This window comes from Streptomyces sp. NBC_01515 (genome assembly GCF_045040345.1).
Taxonomy (GTDB): domain Bacteria; phylum Actinomycetota; class Actinomycetes; order Streptomycetales; family Streptomycetaceae; genus Streptomyces.
Genome location: NZ_CP109416.1, coordinates 9,522,918 through 9,544,113 on the forward strand (window position 1 = coordinate 9,522,918; position 21,196 = coordinate 9,544,113).

The following is a 21,196-nucleotide window of genomic DNA, read 5'->3' on the forward strand; positions in this document are numbered from 1 at the left end:
ATCGTGACCCCAGCACAGACCGAGGTGCCGCAGCGGCGCGGCACTCCCCAGGACTCGGCCCCCACCCCGGTCATATCCGTGCGCAAGCTGTGGAAGGTGTTCGGGCCGAAGGCAGAGCAGGTACCCGATTCCGAGGAACTGTGCGGGCTCACGCGCCGTGAGCTGATGGACCGCACCGGCTGCACCGCCGCCGTACGCGATGTGAACTTCGAGGTCTCGCCCGGCGAGGTCTTCGTCGTCATGGGGCTGTCCGGCTCCGGGAAGTCCACCCTGGTGCGATGTCTGACCCGGCTGATCGAACCCACCGCCGGTGAGATCGTCTTCGAGGGCGAGGACATCCGGGACGCGGACGCCAAGCGGCTGCGCGAGCTGCGGCGCCGTAAGTTCTCCATGGTCTTCCAGCACTTCGGGCTGCTGCCGCACCGCCGGGTCGTCGACAACGTGTCGTTCGGCCTGGAGATCCGCGGCATGAGCAAGGCCGAACGCACCAAACGGGCCCTGGAAGTCGTCGAGTTGGTGGGGCTCTCCGGGTACGAGAACTCCTACCCCGACCAGCTCTCCGGCGGCATGCAGCAACGCGTCGGTCTCGCACGGGCGTTGGCCGGTGACCCGGACGTCCTCCTCTTCGACGAACCGTTCTCCGCGCTCGACCCGCTGATCCGCCGCGACATGCAGAACGAGGTCATCCGACTGCACCACGAGGTCGGCAAGACCATGGTGTTCATCACCCACGACCTGTCCGAGGCCCTCAAGCTGGGCGACCGCATCCTCATCATGCGCGACGGCAAGATGGTGCAGTGCGGGACCGGGGACGAGCTGGTGGGCGCCCCCGCCGACGACTACGTACGGGAATTCGTGAAGGACGTGCCGCGCGGTGACGTCCTCACCCTGCGCTGGATCATGCGCCCGGCGGTGGACGAAGACGCCCTGGACGGGCCCGAGTTGGGCCCGGACGTCGTCGTACGTGAGGCCACGCGCGCGGTGCTCGCGGCCGACAAGCCCGTCAAGGTCGTCGAGAACGGCAAGCTGCTCGGCATCGTCGGCGACGAGGAGATCCTCGCGGTCGTCGCCGGGCGGGAAGGCGACGCGTGATGACCGTCGCCGTGGAGAAACCGGAGCCCGCACAGCAAGTCGCGGACACCGCACCGGAGTTGAAGAACCCGCGACGCAAGATCACCCGGCCCATGATGGTCGGCGCGATCCTCGTCGTATGGCTCGTGCTGTTCGCCGTGCTGCGCGGCAAGCAGACGCTGACGCTCGCGGCGGCCGATCTCACCGGACTGCACCGCTGGTTCAACGACCTCAACGACTCGGTCGGCGCCAACCGCAACTCCAACCCGCTCTTCCTCTACTTCTTCAACGAGATCCGGCTGGTCATCGACAACCTGGTGACCTTCGTCCAGGACCTGATCTCGCAGCCGAGCGGCGACCGCCCACTGCCGCAGATCGGCTGGCTCGGGGTCGTCGGCATCGCCGGCTTCGTGTCCTGGGCCGTCGGCAACTGGCGGGTCGCACTCCTCGCCATGGCCGGCTTCGCCTTCTTCGGGCTGCAGGGGCTGTGGCAGGAGAGCATGGACACCCTGGCGCTCACCCTCTCCGCGGTCCTCGTGGCGCTGCTGTTCGCGATCCCGCTGGGGGTGTGGGCGGGGCTGTCCGACCGGGTCAACCGGATCATCACGCCCTTCCTCGACTTCATGCAGACGATGCCGACCTTCGTCTACCTGGCCCCGCTGACCCTGATCTTCCTCATCGGCCCGGCCTCCGCCGTCATCGCCACCGTGATCTACGCCGCCCCGCCCGCGATCCGCATCACCGCGCACGGCATCCGCTCCGTACCGGAGACGACCGTGGAAGCGGCCGATTCCATGGGGTCGACGCGGTGGCAGTCACTGCTCAAAGTGCTGCTGCCGATGGCCAAACGGACCGTGGTCATGGGTGTCAACCAGACCATCATGGCCGCCCTCGCGATGGTCACCATCGCGGCCCTGATCGACGCGCCCGGCCTGGGCAAGACCGTCATGCAGGCACTGCAGACGCTCGACGTCGGTACGGCCTTCAACGCCGGCCTGGCCATCGTGATCATGGCCATCGTCCTCGACCGGGTCACCACCGCGTCCAGCACCCGTGCGGAGCAGGCCCGCAATTCGAGCGGCCGTTTCCTCAAGTGGCGCCGGCCGCTGCTCGGTTCGGGCGCGGTCGGCGTCGTGGTCCTGGTCTACCTCTCGCACACCTACCTGTGGGCGGCGCAGTTCCCCGGCGACGGCAGCACCGGCACCCACATCACGAGCGCCGCGAACAGCGTGACGACGTGGGTGCAGGACAACCTCTCGGGCGTCACCAACGCCTTCCGCAACGCACTCACCAACGGCCTGCTCAACCCGTTCCAGTCGCTCCTCACCGACTCGCCGTGGTGGCTCGTCGGCGCGGCACTGGTCGGGATCGGTGTCGTGGTCGGCGGGTGGCGCTCCGGCGTCACAACTGCCGTCTGCGTGGGGCTGCTTGTGGGCACGGGCGTGTGGTCGGACGCCATGACGACACTCGCCTCGACCGTCGTGGCGACCGTGATCGTGATGCTGTTCGGCATCGCCTTCGGCGTGTGGATGGGGCGCAGCGCGATGGTGGACCGGCTGTTGCGGCCCACGCTGGACGCGGCGCAGGTCATGCCGCCGTTCGTCTATCTCGTGCCGTTCCTCGCGCTGTTCGGGGCGACGCGCTTCACCGCGATCGTCGCCGCCGTCGTCTACGCCGTACCGGTCGCCATCAAGATCACCGCCGACGGGGTGCGGGCTGTGCCCGAGACCACCGTCGAGGCGGCCACCGCGGCCGGGTGCAACACCTGGCAGATCATCACCAAGGTTCAACTCCCGATGGCACGCAGCGCCTTGACCCTCGCGACCAACCAGGGCCTGATCTACGTGCTGTCGATGGTTGTTGTGGGCGGCCTGGTGGGAGCCGGCGCCCTCGGCTACGACGTCGTGGCCGGATTCTCGCAGGGCGAGCTGTACGGCAAGGGGCTGGCGGCGGGGCTCGCCATCGTCCTGCTCGGAGTCATGTTCGACCGGATCACTCAGGCGGCCGCGCGCCGAACCAGCGCTTAAAGGAGCACGACACCATGGCAAGACACTGGCGAACCGGCGCGGCCGGCCTGGCCGTCCTCGGCCTCACCCTCACCGCGTGCGGCGGGGCGAAGGTCGGCGACACCTCCTCGGGATCGAGCAGCAGCTCGGGCAAGTGCGGCACCTTCAACCTCGCGGTCAACCCCTGGGTGGGCTACGAGGCGGACGCGGCGGTCGTCGCGTACGTCGCGCAGCACCAACTCGGCTGTACGGTCGAGAAGAAGGACCTCAAGGAAGAGATCGCCTGGCAGGGCTTCGGCACCGGCGAGGTCGACGCCGTCCTGGAGAACTGGGGCCACGACGACCTCAAGAAGAAGTACATCACCGGCCAGAAGACCGCCGTCGAGGCCGGCCAGACCGGCAACAAAGGCATCATCGGCTGGTACGTGCCGCCGTGGCTGGCGAAGGCCCACCCGGACATCCTCAACTACAAGAACCTCAACAAGTACGCGTCCGAGTTCAAGACCTCCGAGTCGGGCGGCAAGGGCCAACTCCTCGACGGCGACCCGTCGTACGTCACCAACGACGCCGCGCTGGTGAAGAACCTGAAGCTGGACTTCAAGGTGGTGTACGCGGGCAGCGAGACCGCGCTCATCCAGGCCTTCCGCACCGCCGAGAAGAACAAGCAGTGGGTCATCGGCTACTTCTACGAGCCGCAGTGGTTCCTCTCCGAGGTCGCGCTCAAGAAGGTCACCCTGCCCACGTACACGACGGGTTGTGACGCCGTCGCGTCGAAGATCGCCTGCGACTATCCGGTCTACGACCTCGACAAGATCGTCAGTGCGAAGTTCGCCAAGTCGGGCAGCCCCGCCTACAACCTGGTGAAGAACTTCAACTGGACGAACGACGACCAGAACACCGTGGCCAAGTACATAGCGCAGGACAAGCTGTCCGACGACGCCGCGGCGAAGAAGTGGGTCGACGCCAACCAGGCCAAGGTCGACGCCTGGCTCAAGTAGGCGGCGGACGAACCCGGTTGACCATGCCCGGTGGGCGGTGCGCGCAGGTGCGTACCGCCCGTCGGGCATTGCCGTGTTCCGGCCGGTGACAGGGGCGTCGTCCGACGTCACGGGACCCCTTGACACCCGCTCCTCACGCCGGGCACATTGAGTTGCGCAACCTGAAGCATGTTGCGCAGACAGCAACCGGATTGCTTTCTAGCCGGAGGTGCGGCGATGGCGGGACCCCGAGTGGTCATCATCGGAGCGGGTGTCGTGGGGGCGGCGCTCGCGGACGAGATCTCCGCGCGAGGCTGGACCGAAGTGACCGTGGTCGACCAGGGCCCGCTGCCCGCCACCGGCGGCTCGTCCTCGCACGCCCCGGGGCTGGTCTTCCAGACCAACTCCTCCAAGACCATGACCGAGTTGGCCCGCTACACGGTCGAGAAGTTCTGCTCCCTCGACGTCGACGGCACGCCCTGCTTCCTCCAGGTCGGCGGTCTCGAAGTCGCCACCACCCCCGAGCGCGTCGCCGAACTCCACCGCCGCCACGGCTGGATCACCGCCTGGGGCATCGAGGCCCGCCTGCTCACTCCCGAGGAGTGCGTCGAGCACCACCCGCTGGTGAACCCGGACCGCGTCCTCGGCGGCCTCCTGGTCCCCACCGACGGCCTCGCGAAAGCCGTTCTCGCCGTAGAGGCGCAGATCCGCCGGGCCACCGAACGCGGCGTGACCTTCCTCGCCCGCCACGAAGTCCTGGACGTCCAGCGGGCCGACGGCCGCGTCACCGGCGTCCTCACCGACCAGGGCGAGATCCCCGCCGACATCGTCGTCTGCTGCGCCGGCATCTGGGGCCCGAAGATCGCCCGCATGGTCGGCATGAACCTTCCGCTGACCCCGCTGGGCCACCAACTCGCCTGGACCGGTCCAGTACCCGCCCTCGCCGGCCAGACCGAGGAGGCCGTCCGCCCGATCCTGCGCCACCAGGACGCCGACCTCTACTACCGCGACCGCTACGACGCCATCGGCATCGGCTACTACGGTCACCGCCCGATGCCCATCTCCGCCGACGACATCCTCTCGGTCGGCGAGGCCGACGACATGCCCTCCGTCCTCAAGTTCACGGAGGACGACTTCGCGCCCGCCTGGACGGAGACGCAGTCCCTGCTCCCCGCGACGAAGGACGCGAAGGTCGAGGAGGGCATCAACGGCCTCTTCTCCTTCACCACCGACAACTTCCCCCTCCTCGGGGAGAGTTCGGCCGTCAAGGGCTTCTGGGTAGCCGAGGCGGTCTGGGTCACCCACTCGGCGGGCGTCGGCCGCGCGATGGCCGAGTGGCTGGTCGACGGCTACTGCTCGTCCTTCGACCTCCACGAGTGCGACGTCAACCGCTTCGAACAGCACCAACTCGCCCCTGAATACGTCCTGGCCCGCGACTGCCAGAACTTCGTCGAGGTCTACGACATCCTCCACCCCCTCCAGCCGTCCGGGAAGCCGCGCCCGATCCGCACCAGCCCCTTCCACACCCGCCAGCAGGAACACGGCGCGGTCTTCCTGGAGGCCAACGGCTGGGAGCGCCCGCAGTGGTACGAGGCCAACTCGGGCCTGGTGGAAGGCCGTTCGATCACCACCCCGAACGACTGGGCGGCCCAGTACTGGTCGCCCATCGTCGGCGCCGAAGCACAGGCCACCCGCGAGACCGTCGCGATGTACGACATGACGGCCCTCAAACGCCTGGAGGTGACCGGCCCCGGTGCCGCCGACTTCCTGGAGGGCCTGGTCACCGGCAAGGTCGCCAAGTCGGTCGGCTCGGTGACGTACACGCTCCTGCTGGACGAGGACGGCGGCATCCGCAGCGACATCACCGTCGCGCGCCTGGCCCGCGACCGCTTCCAGGTCGGCGCCAACGGCAACCTCGACCTCGACTGGTTCACCCGCCACCTGCCCGCCGATGGAACGGTCCAGGTCCGCGACATCACCCCCGGCACCTGCTGCATCGGCCTGTGGGGCCCACTGGCCCGCAAGGTCCTCCAGCCCCTGACGGACGAGGACTTCACCAACGAAGGCCTCAAATACTTCCGCGCCAAAAACGCCTACATTGGAACGGTCCCGGTCACCGCCATGCGCCTGTCCTACGTCGGCGAACTCGGCTGGGAGCTGTACACCACCGCCGACCAGGGCCAGAAACTCTGGGACACCCTGTGGCAGGCGGCCAAGCCCCTCGGCGGTGTCATCGCGGGCCGCGGCGCCTTCAACAGCCTCCGCCTGGAGAAGGGTTACCGCTCCTTCGGCACCGACATGACCTACGAGCACGACCCCTACGAAGCAGGCGTCGGCTTCGCCGTCAAACCCGACAAGGGCGACTTCATCGGCAAGGCCGCACTGGAACGCCGAAAGGCCGACGTACAAAGGCAGTTGACCTGCCTGACCATCGACGACCCGCACGCCGTCGTCATGGGCAAGGAACCGGTCTACGACGGCGAGCGCGCCGTCGGCTACGTCACCAGCGCCGCCTACGGCTACACGATCGGCAAGGGCATCGCGTACGCCTGGCTGCCGTCCGAACTCGCCACCCCCGGCACCCAGTTGCACATCGGCTACTTCGACGAGCGCGTCGAGGCGGTCGTGGCGGCGGAGCCGCTGTTCGACCCGACGATGTCCCGTCTCCGTGGCTGACCGGAAGGACGCGAACTCCCCATGAACGCGCTGAACACCCCCTTGGCGGAACTGGACCCCGAGGTCCACGCCGCGCTCCGCGCCGAACTGCACCGCCAGCAGTCCACGTTGGAGATGATCGCCTCCGAGAACTTCGCGCCCTCCGCCGTGCTGGAGGCGCAGGGCTCGGTCCTCACCAACAAGTACGCGGAGGGCTATCCCGGCCGCCGCTACTACGGCGGCTGCGAACACGTCGACGTCACCGAGCGGTTGGCGATCGAGCGGGTCAAGTCCCTCTTCGGCGCGGGCTTCGCGAACGTCCAGCCGCACTCGGGCGCACAGGCCAACACGGCCGTGTTCTTCGCCCTGTTGAAGCCCGGCGACACGATCCTCGGCCTCGATCTCGCCCACGGCGGGCACCTCACCCACGGCATGCGCCTCAACTACAGCGGCAAGATGCTGAACGTGGTGCCGTACCACGTCTCCGAGACCGACAACCTGGTCGACATGGACGAGGTGGAGCGCCTCGCCAAGGAACACGGCCCCAAGATGATCATCGCGGGCTGGTCGGCGTATCCACGGCAGTTGGACTTCGCGGAGTTCCGGCGGATCGCCGACGAGGTGGGCGCCCTGCTGATGGTCGACATGGCGCACTTCGCGGGCCTGGTGGCCGCAGGCCTGCACCCCAACCCGGTCCCGCACGCCCACGTGACCACGACGACGACACACAAGACCCTCGGCGGCCCGCGCGGCGGAGTCATCCTCACCAACGAGGCCGACCTCGCCAAGAAGATCAACTCGGCGGTGTTTCCCGGCATGCAGGGCGGCCCGCTGGAGCATGTCATCGCCGCGAAGGCGGTGTCGTTCAAGGTCGCGGCGTCCCCGGAGTTCGCGGAACGCCAGTCCCGCACCCTGGCCGGCTCCCGCATCCTCGCGGAGCGCCTCACCCGAGCCGATGTGGCCGCGACCGGCGTGAAGGTCCTGACCGGCGGCACGGACGTGCACCTGGTCCTGGTGGACCTGCGCGACTCGGAGTTGGACGGCAGGCAGGCGGAGGACCTCCTCCACGAGATCGGCATCACCGTCAACCGCAACGCCGTGCCCTTCGACCCACGCCCGCCCATGGTCACGTCGGGCCTGCGCATCGGCACACCGGCGCTGGCCACACGCGGCTTCACGGAGGAGGACTTCGCCGAGGTCTCCGACGTGATCGCGCTGGCCCTCCAACCGGCCCCGGATATCGGCGACTTGCGCGCCCGCACGGAGGCACTGGCGGCGAAACACCCGCTCTACCCGCACCTGTCCGAGGAGGACGCCCCCCGATGACCCCCCGCACCCCGGGCGCAGACCTCCCCGAACACCCGGACTGGCTCTGGCGCACACCGGAGCCGAAACGCTCGTACGACGTAGTCATAGTCGGCGGTGGCGGCCACGGCCTGGCCACCGCCCACTACTTGGCGAAGAACCACGGCATCACCAACGTCGCGGTGCTGGAGAAGGGTTGGCTGGCGGGCGGCAACATGGCCCGCAACACCACGATCATCCGCTCCAACTACCTCTGGGACGAGAGCGCGGGCATCTACGAACACGCGCTCAAACTCTGGGAGGGCCTGGAGGAGGAACTCGACTACCCGATCCTCTTCTCCCAGCGCGGAGTCCTCAACCTCGCCCACAGCCTCCAGGACGTCCGAGACAGCGTGCGCCGAGTGGAGGCGAACCGCCTCAACGGCGTGGACGCGGAATGGCTGGACGAACGGCAGGTCAAGGAGGTCTGCCCGATCGTCAACACCTCACCGGACGTGCGCTATCCGGTGATGGGCGGCACCTACCAACCGCGAGCAGGCATAGCCAAACACGACCACGTGGCGTGGGGCCTGGCCCGCTCCGCAGACGCGGCAGGCATCGACCTCATCCAGAACTGTGAAGTGACCGGCCTGGACATGGTCGACGGCAGAGTGGTGGGCGTACAGACGACGCAGGGACCGATATCGGCGGGCAAGGTGGCACTCTGCTCGGCAGGCCACACGTCGGTCCTTGCCGCCATGGCAGGCATCCGACTCCCGCTCCAGAGCCATCCGTTGCAAGCGCTGGTGTCGGAGCTGCTGGAACCGGTCCACCCCACGGTGGTCATGTCCAACGCGGTCCACGTGTACGTAAGTCAGGCGCACAAGGGCGAGTTGGTGATGGGGGCGGGCATCGACTCGTACAACTCCTACACCCAGCGCGGCGCGTTCCACATCATCGAGGAACAAATGGCCGCGGCCCTGGAACTCTTCCCGGTCTTCGCCCGCGCGCATGTACTGCGCACCTGGGGCGGCATCGTGGACGTCACCCCGGACGCCTCACCGATCGTGGGCCTGACCCCGGTGGACAACCTGTACCTCAACTGCGGCTGGGGAACCGGCGGTTTCAAAGCCACCCCGGGCGTCGGCTGGGTCTACGCCCACACGATCGCCCACGACACCCCTCACCACCTCAACGCCCCCTTCTCGCTCGACCGTTTCACCACCGGCGCGCTCGTCGACGAGCACGGCGCCGCCGCGGTGGCCCACTAGGGAGCCCAACCATGCTGCTGATCCCCTGCCCCTGGTGCGGGCCCCGCGACGAAGCCGAGTACCACTACGGCGGCCAGGCCCACGTCGCCTACCCGGACACCCCGGCCGACCTCACCGATGAGGAGTGGGCCCGCTACCTGTTCTTCCGCGACAACCCCAAGGGCCCCTTCGCGGAACGGTGGAACCACGCGGCGGGGTGCCGCCGATGGTTCAACGCGGTACGCGACACGGCGACGAACGAGATTCTGGGGGTGTACCGGGCGGGGGAGGAGCGGCCAACGGCGAGTGGACAGGGGACGGTTGCCGATTCGCAGGGAGCCCATCCGGCGCCGACGTCCCCTCTCCAGCCCGGGCCGGCAATCTCAGCCCCTCCGGCGTCCACTCTCCAGCGCGGGCCAACAACCGCAGCCCGTACGGCGTTTGAGGACGAGGCCCTTTCGGGGCCGACGGGGGTCCAGGGGGCGGAGCCCCCTGGGAACGGGGTCGAAGGGGCAGAGCCCCTGGAGGATGGGACGGGTAGGGGCGGCGGGGGCGCTGCATCCACCAGCGGCTCTGCCGAGGGCCACCCGCTCCGCCACCCCACCCGAGGCCGAATCCACCGAGACACCCCCCTCACCTTCACCTTCGACGGCACCGAATACCAGGGCTACAAAGGCGACACCCTCGCCTCCGCCCTCCTGGCCAACGGCGTCATCCAAACGGGCACCAGCATCAAACTCGGCCGCCCCCGAGGCATCTTCACGGCGGGCGTCGAAGAACCGAACGCCGTCATCCAGATCGAGGCCCCCTTCCCCGAGCCGATGCTCCCCGCGACAACGGTCGAGCTGTACGACGGCCTGGTAGCGACCAGCCTCCCCGGCCAGGGCCGCCTCGCCACAGAACCGGACCCCGCCCGCTACGACGCGGTCCACGCCCACTGCGACCTACTCGTCGTAGGCGCAGGCCCAGCCGGCCTCGCAGCCGCCGCAGCCGCCGCCCGCACCGGAGCCCGCGTCATCCTCGCCGACGACCGCCCCGAACTGGGCGGCAGCCTCCTGGACACAGCCCAACACCTCGACTGGGTCGCCGAGTTGAGCGAAACCCTCACCACCGCACCCGAGGTCCGCGTCCTGCGCCGTACCACCGTCTTCGGCCACTACGACGACAACCACCTCCTGGCAGTGGAACGCCGCACCAACCACCTGGGCGCGGCAGCCCCCACCCACGTCTCCCGAGAACGCGTCTGGCGCATCCGAGCCCGCCGAGTAGTCCTGGCAACCGGCGCCCACGAACGCTCCCTCGCCTTCCCGGACAACGACCGCCCCGGCGTCATGCTCGCCGCCTCGGCCCGCGCGTACGTCAACCGCCACGGCGTCCTCCCCGGCCGCAGCGCCGTCGTCTTCACCACCAACGACAGCGCGTACGCAGCCGCGTTGGACCTGGTGTCGGCAGGTGTGAAGGTCGAGGCGATCGTAGACACCCGCCCGTCCGGGCCGGAGGAGTGGGCGAGCCGAGCCCGCGAGGCAGGCATCGAGGTACTGCTCGGACACGCCGTCGTAGGCACCGAGGGCGCCCCACGCCTGACCGCTGTAACGGTCGCCCCCTACGGCGAAACCACAGACAAGCCAAGGCAGTTCACCGCGGACCTCCTCCTGGTCTCCGGCGGCTGGAACCCGGTCGCCCACCTCTTCAGCCAGGCAGGCGGCAAACTCCGCTACGACGACACCCTCGGCACCTTCGTCCCCGACACCTGCCGCCAACTGCTGGAGGTCGCGGGCAGCGCGAACGGTGAATTCGACCTGGCCGGAGCCCTGTTGCAGGGCGCAGCCGCAGGCACCCGAGCGATAGAGGCCGAGGGCTACACGGCCGGGACGCCTTCCCTGCCCCAGGTGACCGCAGAAGCCCACACCCCCGCGATGCAGGTCTTCGTCGTCCCCGCCCCCACCGACGCCCCCCGCTTCGTAGACCTCCAACGAGACGTCACCGTCGCCGACTTGACCCGAGCCACCACCGCCGGCCTCGACTCGGTCGAACACACCAAGCGCTACACGACGGCCGGTACGGCCAACGACCAGGGCAAGACCTCAGGCGTCCTGGCCAGCGGAGTGGTCGCCGAACTCCTGGGCGTGGACGTGTCGTTGCTGGGCACCACGACGTTCCGCCCGCCCTACACGCCCGTCTCCTTCGCCACCCTCGCAGGCCGCGACCGGGGCGCGCTGCACGACCCGATCCGTACGACCGCCCTGCACGACTGGCACGTCATGCAGGGCGCGTTGTTCGAGAACGTCGGCCAGTGGAAGCGGCCTTGGTACTACCCGCGCGACGGCGAGAGCATGGAGACCGCGGTCCTGCGCGAGTGCGCTGCGGCCCGCGAGGGCGTCGCCTTCATGGACGGTTCCACCCTCGGCAAGATCGACGTACAGGGCCCGGACGCACCCGTCTTCCTCGACCGGCTCTACACCAACATGATGAGCAACCTGAAGGTCGGCATGATCCGTTACGGCGTCATGTGCCGCCCGGACGGCATGGTCTTCGACGACGGCACGGCCATCCGCCTCGCCCCGGACCGCTACCTGGTCACCACGACCACGGGCAACGCCGCCGCCGTACTGGACTGGATGGAGGAGTGGCACCAGACCGAGTGGCCCGAACTCCGCGTCCACTGCGCCTCGGTGACCGAACAGTGGGCCACCGTCGCCCTGGTCGGCCCCCGCTCCCGCGAGGTGCTCGGCTCACTCGCGCCCCAACTCGCCGTAGGCAACGACGACTTCCCGTTCATGGCCTGGCGGGACACCATCGTCGCCGGCATCGAGGCCAGGGTGTGCCGGATCAGCTTCTCCGGCGAACTCGCCTACGAGATCAACGTGTCACCGTGGGAGGCCCTCGCCCTGTGGGAGGCGTTGTACGAGGCCGGTGCCCCCTTCGGCATCACCCCGTACGGCACCGAGACCATGCACGTCCTGCGTGCCGAGAAGGGCTACCCGATCATCGGCCAGGACACCGACGGCACGGTAACTCCCCAGGATCTCGGCATGAGTTGGGCGGTCTCGAAGAAGAAGCCCGACTTCGTCGGCAAGCGCTCCTTCGCCCGCGCCGACGCCGTCCGCCCCGACCGCAAACACCTCGTCGGCCTGCTCCCCGAGGACCCCGCCGCGTTCCTCCCCGAGGGCACCCAACTGATCACGGACAGCGTGCTCCCGGCCCCACCCGTCCCGATGCTCGGCCACGTCACCTCCAGCTACCGCAGCGCGGCCCTGGGCCGCACCTTCGCCCTGGCTCTCGTCAAGGGCGGTCGCGACCGCATCGGCGAACGCCTCTACGCCCCCGTGGGCGACCAGTTGATCCCGGTCACCGTCGCAAGCCCCGTCCTCTACGACCCCGAGGGAGCCCGCCGCGATGGCTGACACCGCCCTTTCCGTCCCGCGCCGCAGCCCCCTCGCGGGTACCGCCGGCCGGCTGGCGGCCACGACCCGTTCCTCCGGCGGCACGGTCCGGCTGGCCGAACTGCCCTTCCTGGCCCAGGTGAACCTCCGGCTCGACGCGAAGGGCGCGGCGGCGGACGCCGTAGGACTCGCGCTCGGCCTGTCTCTGCCCCTTGAGCCCAACACGGTGGTGCGGGCAGGGGAGTTGACCGTGTTGTGGCTCGGTCCGGACGAGTGGCTGGCGGTGGGACCGCCGGACACTCAGTGGGACGTGGAGAGTCGGATCCGGGCGGCGGCGGGTGACGAACACATCGCCGTCACCGATGTCTCCGCCCAGCGCACCACCCTCCTCGTCTCCGGCGCCCGCGCCCGTGAACTGCTCGCCCACGGCTGCCCGTTGGACCTGCACCCACGAGCCTTCGGCCCCGGACGCTGCGCCCAGACCACCCTGGCCCGCGCCCAGGTCGTCCTGGTCGCCCGGGACGAACCCGGCGCCGGGTTCTGGGTGTTGGTCCGCTCGTCCTTCGCCGGGTATCTGACGGACTGGCTGCTGGACGCGGCGGCCGAGTACGTGCGGAACGACTGAAACGGCCGTACGTCGAAGGCCGTTCGCCCGTCACCGGGAGAACGGCCTTCCGCATGTCAGCGGTTGTGCCGGTGGTGTCAGGCGACGGCCTGCCCGACCTCCACCTCGTCGAGGCGCTTGCTCTTGGGGATCAGAGCGACGAGCACCGCGCCCACGGCGACGCAACCGACCACCAGCCAGAGCCCGTTGGTGAAGCCGGCGTCGAGGTAGAACTGGGTGCCCTTGAGGACCGCCCCGTGCTGCGCCATCACGACGAAGGCCAGCTGGGAGACGACGATCTGGGCGACGCCCTGGCCGAGGGTCTGGACGCCGTTGGCGAGTGCCTGTTCCTCGGGGGTGACCACCTCGATGATCATGATGGGCACGATCGCCATCACGATGCCCGTGCCCAGCCCCGCGATCACGCCCATCTCGATGATCTGCGGGGCGCTGTGGTGCAGATGGGTGCCGATGCCGTAGCCGAGGACCGCGAGCGCGGCGCCGGTGCCCAGGAGGATGCGGGCGTCCACCCGGCGGGAGATCAGACCGGTGCCGACGGCTCCCGCGATGATCATGGCGCTGATCGGGCTGGTGACGATGGCGTTGTGGGTTCCCGACCAGCCCAGGCCCGCTGAGATGGTGGGGATGCTCGGCATCAGGATCAGCAGCTGGATCACCACGCCGACGGCGCTGAGCGAGCCGGCCGCGATGGACGTGGCCAGCAGGACCGTCCACACCGGCCGACGCCGGGTCATGGAGAGCGGGAACAGGGGTTCGGCGACTCGGCGCTCCACGAGGACGAAGACGATCAGCACGATCGCCGCACCTACGACGTAGCCGATGAACTTGGCGCTGCCCCAGCCCCAGTCCGTGCCCTGGCCGACGGCGTACACGATCGCCGTGACCCCGCCGCCGAGGAGGATTCCGCCGACCCAGTCCATCCGGCCGGCCGCCGCACGGATCGGGCTCTCCGGCACGAAGGCCGCCACCAGGGCGAAGCTGACCGCGGTGCTGATGGCCATGAACCACAGGACGCCGCGGAAGCCGTAGTCGTCCAGCAGCCAGCCGGACAGGAACGGCCCGCCGAACGCGACGAGACCGACACCGCCGGCCAGGATTCCGCTGGCGACTCCGACCCACTTACGGGGGAACACGTCGCGGGTGATGGCGTAGGCGAGCGGCGCGCTGGCAGCGTAGATGCCGGCGATGCCGCGGCCGACCAGCAGGGTGCGGTAGTCGGTGGCGACGGCGGCGACGAGGTCGCCCACGAAGCCGAGTCCGATGGCGACGAGCAGGACGCGCTTCTTGCCGAAGATGGCCGCGGCCTTGACCACGAACGGCAGGAAGAACGTCCCGGTCAGCAGGGTCATCAGGGTGAACCACGCGATTTGGGTGGTCCTGAAGTGGATCGCGACGTCGGCCTGCGCGATGCCGGACAACGCGGCGATGAGCGCGACCAGTTGGACGGTCCATACGAGGGCGATGATGACGAGGGCATTGCGTGTGGCAGAGGGCGGTCTTTCGTCTGCCGGCGGGGGAACGAGCTGGGTCTGGGACATCGGCGGCCTTCCGTAAGCGAGCGGAGCGAAGGTCCAGAGAGCCGATAAATTAGACCTAACGGTCGGTACAATCAATGAGTTGCGCAGAAAGAAAGCTAACGTTGTGGTGAGCGTGGACTCCGGGCCTGGTCAGCGGCGCCGGGCCAAATCTTCGACCATATTGTCAACAATGGAGTCGACGCTATTGCTCGCGAATCGCTGAAGAGCTACGTTCCTCGCCGTGCACGCCCCCCGATCCGGCGATCGAACGGACTACCCGGCACGCCCAAGCTGTTCAGATGATGTCGGTGGAATGCGGCCACCTTCAGGGCCACCCTCGCACCAGCCGTCCCATGCTCCTCCGCCGCCCAACTCGACCTGGCCGCCGCCGTCCCCGGCGTGCCCTTCGAGATCACCTCGGCCACCGAACTCGCAGCGAGCGCCAACACCCCCCAAGACGGGGGGCGATGCGAGCGTCCTGTGTCGATGAGCTGGTCCGAACACTGGAGTGCCGGGGCGAATTACCACACGGTGATCGACAAGGGCTCGTATCTCACCGGCCTGGGCGTACGCCCGTTCCGACTCGCGGACGCTGCGGTTCGCGTACTGCACGTCCGCGCTGTCGATCGTGCTGCCCCCGGCTCGGGGTGGTGATCTTCCTCGCCACCGGGTTCGTACGCACCCGCACGACTTCGAGGAGGCCGCGCAGTTGGACGGGGCGAACAAGTGGCAGATCTACTGGCGGATCGTGCTGCCCGTGCTCACCCCGGTGCTCTTCACCGGCGCGGTCATGCTGATCATGTCGGTCTGGAACGACTTCTACTTCGCCCTGTTCCTGCCGCGTGGCTCCCAAGCGGCCACGCTGCCACTGACGTTGTACTCCTTCGCCTCCTCGTCCACGCACGGTGTCAGCCGGAACCGGGTGTTCGCTCATGTGGTGCTGACCAGCCTGCCGCTCGTCCTCGTCCTGCGGCGCCACGTCCTCGCGGGCCTCACGGAAGGAGGCGTCACGGGCTGAGCGTCCCCGTCAGGACACACAACCCACGTGCGCCAGCGCCTGCTTGAGCAACACCCCGTGCCCGCCCGGCATTTCGCTCCGCAGCGCCTCCGAAGCGGCCTCCTCGGGGCTGAACCAGACGAGGTCCAGGGCGTCTTGGCGGGGCCGGCAGTCACCGGTGACCGGCACGACGTAGGCGAGGGACACCGCGTGCTGGCGGGGGTCGTGGTACGGGGTGACGCCGTGCGTCGGGAAGTACTCGGCGACGGTGAACGGCTGTAGCGAGGCCGGGATCCGGGGCAGCGCGACCGGGCCGAGGTCCTTCTCCAGGTTGCGCAGGAGGGCGTCGCGGACCCGCTCGTGGTGCAGCACGCGGCCGGAGACGAGGGTGCGGTTGACGGTGCCGTCGGGGCCGATGCGCAGCAGCAGTCCGATGCTGGTCACCTCCCCGTTGTCGTCGACGCGGACGGGCACCGCTTCGACGTAGAGGATCGGCATGCGGGCGCGTGCCTGTTCGAGGTCGTCGGCGGACAGCCAACCGGGCGTGGTATCGGTCATGTCAGACATTGCTTGATCATACTTTCAGTGTCCGTCGGATAGCCGGTAGACCCGGCGGGCATTGTCGGCCCCCGCCCAGCGTGCCAGTCGCAGCGCGTCGGGCAGGCCCAGTTCGTCGGCGTCCACCCGCTCCTGGAGCAGATCCCCCAGTCCCCGGCGGAACGCCAGTGCTCCGAGCCCATAGAACTCCGCAAGACCATAGGCGTCAGAGCTGTACAAAAGTTTGCGGAACGGTGTGATCTCCATCGCCTCCGCCAGCACCGCCCGCGCCCGGACCGGTCCAACATGGTGCAGGGTGAGCCCCACGTCGAGGTATACCTGTTCGAAGACGGCAGACAGGTAGCCGGCCTGACGCTGATACGGCCAGCAGTGCAGAAGCAGCACCGGGATCGTCCCTGCGGTCAGGTGCAGCCAGTCCGTGAGCAGGGCGGGGTCCGTGCGGTGCAGCCGGATGTCGTTGTCGCCGAACCCCGTGTGGAGCTGGAGCGGAAGCCCCAGGTCGACCGCGGTCCACAGCAACTGCCGTACCAGGACCGGGTCTTCGAGCCGCCCGCCACGGTCCAGCCAGCCGCGGGCCGCCGCGGTCACCTCCGCCTCGGACGGCCTGGCCGGGTCGAGATCGAACCCCGTCCGGTACGCGGCCACCGACTTCACCGCCACCACCCCCGGCTGCCGCACCGCGTCCAGCGCGGCGGCCCTGAACGCGTCGGCGTACCCGTCCGGTTCGACCCCGCGCGCGGCCACGGACTCCGCGACGGCTTCGAGTCGTACGACCTCATGGGCTACGGCGCCCGCCGCCTCCGCGAGTTCGGTGGGCGAGGTGATGTGGTGCGGCGCGAATCCCGTGTCGACGCAGAGGACGCCGGTGCCCGCGGCGGCGAGGAAGCGCCGGTTGACCTCGCCCGGGCCCAACTCTGCCCGCCGGGCGAGGTATTCGTCGGCGGGTGCGTGCCGCTCCAGGTCCAACACCGGTGCGCAGTGACGGCGTACGGCGATGCCGACCGGGCTGTCGAACGGCGAGATCCCGCTGCCGGGCCAGACGTCGCCCTCGGTGAGCAGCGACTCGAAGGCCGCCCGGTCCAGCTCCTCGGTGACGACTCCGTGGCAGTGGTGGTCCACCAACTCCAGCGCGGCGAGCGCCTCGTGGACCGGTCCAGTGGCCATCGTCAGTACTTCCAGCGGTACGCCGCTGCGATCTGCTCGTCGTCCAGCTCCGCCACGGCCGCGATCTCGCCCTGTCGTACGGCGATCACCGCGTCCGCGAGGACCGGTCCAAGCGCGGCCCGCAGCTGCGTGTCCTTGCGGAACTCCGCGACGGACTCGGCGAGGGAGGTCGGCAGTCGTCGTACGCCCCTGGTCTCGGCCTCCGAAACGCCCAGATGTGCGGGGTCTCCGGTGGTCTCCTCGGGCAGGGTGGCGGATGACGTCAGGCCGTCGAGGCCGGCGGCGATCAGGCAGCCGAGGGCGAGATAGGGGTTGGCGGCCAGGTCGACCGGCTTGACCTCCAGGTTCGCCGCCTGGGCGCGTTGGCCCGCCGTGCCGGTGACGACGCGTACCGCCGCCTCGCGGGTCTCGCGGCCCCAGGCGGTGAACACTCCGGCCCACTGGGAGGGTTGGAGGCGGAAGTAGCTGGCCGGGCTCGGCGCGGTCACGGCGGTGAGGGCCGGGAGGTGGGTGAGGACGCCGGCCGCGAAGGACTCGGCGTCGGCCGTCATGCCGTAGCGACGCTCGCCCCTGGTGTGCAGGTTGGCGCCGTCGCGCCAGGCGGAGAGGTGGATGTGGCCGCCGTTGCCGACGCCCTGCGCGAGGACGGACGGCGTGAACGAGGCGCGCAGGGCGTGCCGTTGGGACACCGCGCGAATCGTCTGCCGTACGAGGACACTGCGGTCGGCCGCCGCGACCGGGTCGAGCGCGCCGATCGACAGCTCGAACTGCCCGGCCGCGTACTCGGGATGGAACTGGTCCACGTCCACGCCCTGCGTCGCCAGGGCCGACAGCAACTCGGCGCCGTAGTCGCTCAGTTCGACCTGGCGGGCCGCTCCGTACGCCGGACCGGTCGTGGCGGGGACGAACGCGCCGTCGGGTGCTGTGGCCAGGCCGAGTGCCCACTCGATCTCGATGCCCGCCCGGAAGGTGAGCCCGTGCTGCCGCTGCGCGTCAACGACCGTACGGCGCAGGAAGGTTCGGCTGCACCCGGGGTGCCGCTCGCCCTCCTGGGTGACGCGGTCGACCGGGGCCCAGGCCCAGCCGGGCTGGCCGGACAGGATGGCCAGGTGGTCGAGGTCGGGGTAGAGGCGCAGATCGCCGTCCGGGGAGCCGAGGACGTCGGTGGTGACGATGGAGTCGTTCGCCAGGAACGTGTCGAACACCGGGGACATGCCGACGCCCCAGGCCGCCGCCGAGGCGAGTTTCGCGGTCGGGACCGTCTTCACCCGGCCCACGCCCGCGGTGTCGACGTAGGCCAGGACGATCCCGTGCACACCCCGCCCGGTCAGCTCCGCGGCCAGCGCGGTGGCGCGCTCGACCTCGCCGGGGCGGCCGCCGGGCAGGGGGTCGGCAAGGGTGGTCATACGTCCTCCACGGTCGCGTCCTGCACGGTCGGCGTCACCGTCAGGGTTTCACGGCCACCGCCCCGAACTGCGGTACCACGGCCGGGGAGTCGGAGTCCGGACGCCAGCGCGAGCACGGCACCAGGCCCGGGTCGAGGAGGTCGAGTCCCTCGAAGAACGCGGCGACGTCCGCGCGGCTGCGGGCGGTGATCGGGGGAGTGGCGTTCTCGTTCCAGAACTCCATGGCCGGGACGTTGCCCTCGCCGCCGAGGTCGGCGTCGAAGGTCGGGTGCGTGAGGACCAGGAAACTGCCCGAGGGGACCGCTGCCATGACTTCGCGTACGACGTTCCGGGCGTCCTCGGTGTCGAGGATGAAGTTGAGGATGCCGAGCATCATCACCGCGACGGGACGGTCGAAGTCCAGGGTCCCGGCGACCTGTTGGACGATCGCCGCCGGGTCGTGCACGTCCGCGTCGATGTAGTCGGTGACGCCCTCGCGCGTGCTGGTGAGCAGGGTGCGGGCGTGGATCAGCACCAGCGGGTCGTTGTCGACGTAGACGATGCGTGCGTCGGGGGCGACGCGCTGGGCGATCTCGTGGGTGTTGTCGACCGTCGGCAGTCCGGTGCCGATGTCGAGGAACTGCCGTACCCCGCGCTCGGTGGCGAGGAAACGCACCGCGCGGCCGAGGAAGTCCCGGTCGGCGCGGGCCACTTCACGGATCACCGGGAACAGTCCGGCGACGTGCTCGCCGACCTGCTGGTCGATCTCGTAGTTGTCCTTGCCGCCGATCCAGTAGTTCCACACGCGGGCGTTGTGCGCCACACCGGTGTTGAGCCGGGTAGGTCCCTCTGCCGGGGTGTCGCTGTCACTCACGTCGTGGCTCCTTGTCGCCGGTCTGACTCGTCAACTCCATTGTGCCGTCAGGTGATCACTCCGCCCAAGGGTTCGCGACGCTCGGGCCGAATGTTCCGGCGCCGGTCCTTCGGGAGCGGCGGACTCGGTGAACTGTCAGTCCAGGTTGCCGGGTTGGGCGGGAGGGGTCCGGCCGGCCAGGACGTCCTTCAGGTGCGAAGTGCCGTCCTGTACGGCGGCCTTGGTCGTGTCGCTCTCGGTGCCGTCGAGGCCGCCGGAGGTGACCGTGATCGCGTCGGTGCCGACCCGGACCACGGCCAACTGCAGGGTGAGCGTGGTGGGTTCGTTGCCGCTCGTGCCCGTGACGGTGACCTGGAGACCCTGGCGGGCGTCGCCCACGGAGGGCACCGGGTCCTCGATGACCTGGACCGTCCGGTGGCCGCCCTTGGAGTCGGTCGCGGTGAACTGGTCGCACTTCACCGGCAGGGTCTTCAGCCAGTTCAGGGAGGCACCGAGCTTGGCCCGGTCGTAGGCGGCGACCTGGTACAGCAGCCGTGAGTTGCTCTCCTCGAACCCGGTCAGCGCGGACGCGCCGGTCGGCTTGCCGAGGAGCGTGTCGTCGTAGAGCGCGTCGAGCAGTTTCTGGCAGTCGGCGGCGTTCGTCTTCGCGGTGAGGAAGTCGGCGACGTCGACCTTCCCGATGACCAGCTTGTCGCCCCAGCCGGCGGCACCCTTGACCTGCGTCCAGCTGTCTTCGAGATCGGCCTCGGTGATGAGCGCGGCCCTGGCTCCGGCCGGGGTGAGGACAGGGGCCGCGGACTTCTCGGCGCGGGGCGAGGCGGACTTCCCGGTACGGGGCGAGGCGAGCGGGGACTCGGCGGCGAGGGGTGAGGCGGCCACGTCGGAGGCGGTGTCGTGGCCCGCGCTGCCGCCGTTGCTGCCGCCTCCGCCGGAGCAGGCCGCGCAGGTCAGCAGGGCGCCTGCCGCGAGGACCGAGGCGAGGACACGGCCACGGACAGGGCCGGCGGTTCGGGAGGGCGGGCGACGGTGCATGGCGGGGCCTCCGGGGGAGTGACAGGTGTGTCCCCAGCGCACCACCGGGGGGCCGGGCCCTCCAGTGCAGGGGGCCGTTCGGGTGAGTCACCGGGGGTAGGGGACATGTGCTCGCGGGTGGGAGGCAGGTCAGGGTGGCGCAACCTTGCGGGTCAGAGACGGGTCTGGACGTCTCGTCCTTCGGGTGAGGGTGTGTGCCTGGGCGCGTCGGCCAGTGGAGCGAGGGGGTGCTTGGGTGCGCTGTTCCTGCGGGCGGGTGACATGTCGGCGGGATTCGTCTTCACGGGCGTTCATCCGGGGCGAGAGGGCGGATGGGTGAGTCGTTCCTTGCGGCGAGCGGCTCGCCAGCCCCGCCCTCCAGGGTGAGAGGCGCCCCGGGTCGGGCGTCCCCCGGTGCCCGGCGCGTCAGAGCGTCTCG

The 21,196-nt window shown here is 69.5% G+C and carries 15 protein-coding genes; 9 read left to right on the plus strand and 6 right to left on the minus strand.

The window, feature by feature from the left end; translation table 11 throughout:
* Positions 1-3 precede the first annotated feature (3 nt).
* The 8 genes from OG407_RS42505 (at position 4) to OG407_RS42540 (ending at position 13,251) form a co-directional block, all read left to right on the plus strand.
* Positions 4-1,092, plus strand: coding sequence for a glycine betaine/L-proline ABC transporter ATP-binding protein (locus OG407_RS42505; protein ID WP_403585538.1), 1,089 nt, complete (start codon positions 4-6; stop codon positions 1,090-1,092).
* Positions 1,092-3,098, plus strand: coding sequence for an ABC transporter permease (locus tag OG407_RS42510; RefSeq protein WP_405865755.1), 2,007 nt, complete (start codon positions 1,092-1,094; stop codon positions 3,096-3,098). Before OG407_RS42505 ends, OG407_RS42510 begins: the two co-directional genes overlap by 1 nt.
* Before the next feature lie 14 nt (positions 3,099-3,112).
* On the plus strand, positions 3,113-4,075 hold the full coding sequence (locus tag OG407_RS42515) for an ABC transporter substrate-binding protein (RefSeq protein ID WP_405865757.1): 963 nt from the start codon (positions 3,113-3,115) through the stop codon (positions 4,073-4,075).
* Positions 4,076-4,291: 216 nt separating this feature from the next.
* Entirely contained in the window at positions 4,292-6,730 is a 2,439-nt protein-coding gene (locus tag OG407_RS42520; protein ID WP_405865759.1) for an FAD-dependent oxidoreductase, read from the plus strand.
* 21 nt (positions 6,731-6,751) lie between these two features.
* Entirely contained in the window at positions 6,752-8,035 is a 1,284-nt protein-coding gene (glyA, locus tag OG407_RS42525) for a serine hydroxymethyltransferase (protein WP_405865761.1), read from the plus strand.
* A complete protein-coding gene (locus tag OG407_RS42530) occupies positions 8,032-9,264 on the plus strand; it encodes a sarcosine oxidase subunit beta family protein (protein ID WP_405865763.1) in 1,233 nt (410 codons plus the stop codon). Before glyA ends, OG407_RS42530 begins: the two co-directional genes overlap by 4 nt.
* A gap of 11 nt (positions 9,265-9,275) precedes the next feature.
* On the plus strand, positions 9,276-12,647 hold the full coding sequence (locus tag OG407_RS42535) for a sarcosine oxidase subunit delta family protein (RefSeq protein WP_405865765.1): 3,372 nt from the start codon (positions 9,276-9,278) through the stop codon (positions 12,645-12,647).
* On the plus strand, positions 12,640-13,251 hold the full coding sequence (locus tag OG407_RS42540) for a sarcosine oxidase subunit gamma (RefSeq protein WP_405865767.1): 612 nt from the start codon (positions 12,640-12,642) through the stop codon (positions 13,249-13,251). Before OG407_RS42535 ends, OG407_RS42540 begins: the two co-directional genes overlap by 8 nt.
* Positions 13,252-13,328: 77 nt before the next feature.
* Here the strand turns inward: OG407_RS42540 and OG407_RS42545 are convergent, their stop codons facing one another.
* On the minus strand, positions 13,329-14,789 hold the full coding sequence (locus OG407_RS42545) for an MFS transporter (protein ID WP_405865769.1): 1,461 nt from the start codon (positions 14,787-14,789) through the stop codon (positions 13,329-13,331).
* Between the two features lie 607 nt (positions 14,790-15,396).
* Here OG407_RS42545 and OG407_RS42550 point away from each other — a divergent pair.
* Positions 15,397-15,786, plus strand: coding sequence for an ABC transporter permease subunit (locus OG407_RS42550; RefSeq protein ID WP_405865771.1), 390 nt, complete (start codon positions 15,397-15,399; stop codon positions 15,784-15,786).
* A 9-nt stretch (positions 15,787-15,795) separates the two neighbouring features.
* On the opposite strand, the gene OG407_RS42555 is transcribed toward OG407_RS42550, so the two are convergent.
* From OG407_RS42555 to OG407_RS42575, 5 genes are all read right to left on the minus strand, one after another.
* Positions 15,796-16,332, minus strand: coding sequence for an NUDIX hydrolase family protein (locus OG407_RS42555; RefSeq protein WP_328676127.1), 537 nt, complete (start codon positions 16,330-16,332; stop codon positions 15,796-15,798).
* 15 nt (positions 16,333-16,347) lie between these two features.
* The gene (locus OG407_RS42560) at positions 16,348-17,487 is read right to left on the minus strand and encodes an amidohydrolase family protein (RefSeq protein WP_405865773.1); all 1,140 of its coding nucleotides are present in this window, start codon (positions 17,485-17,487) and stop codon (positions 16,348-16,350) included.
* A 2-nt stretch (positions 17,488-17,489) separates the two neighbouring features.
* A complete protein-coding gene (locus OG407_RS42565; RefSeq protein WP_405865775.1) occupies positions 17,490-18,893 on the minus strand; it encodes a glutamine synthetase in 1,404 nt (467 codons plus the stop codon).
* A 40-nt stretch (positions 18,894-18,933) separates the two neighbouring features.
* Positions 18,934-19,746, minus strand: a complete 813-nt coding sequence (locus tag OG407_RS42570) for an SAM-dependent methyltransferase (protein ID WP_405865777.1) — start codon at positions 19,744-19,746, stop codon at positions 18,934-18,936.
* A gap of 135 nt (positions 19,747-19,881) precedes the next feature.
* Positions 19,882-20,778, minus strand: a complete 897-nt coding sequence (locus OG407_RS42575; protein WP_405865779.1) for a hypothetical protein — start codon at positions 20,776-20,778, stop codon at positions 19,882-19,884.
* Positions 20,779-21,196: the final 418 nt, after the last annotated feature.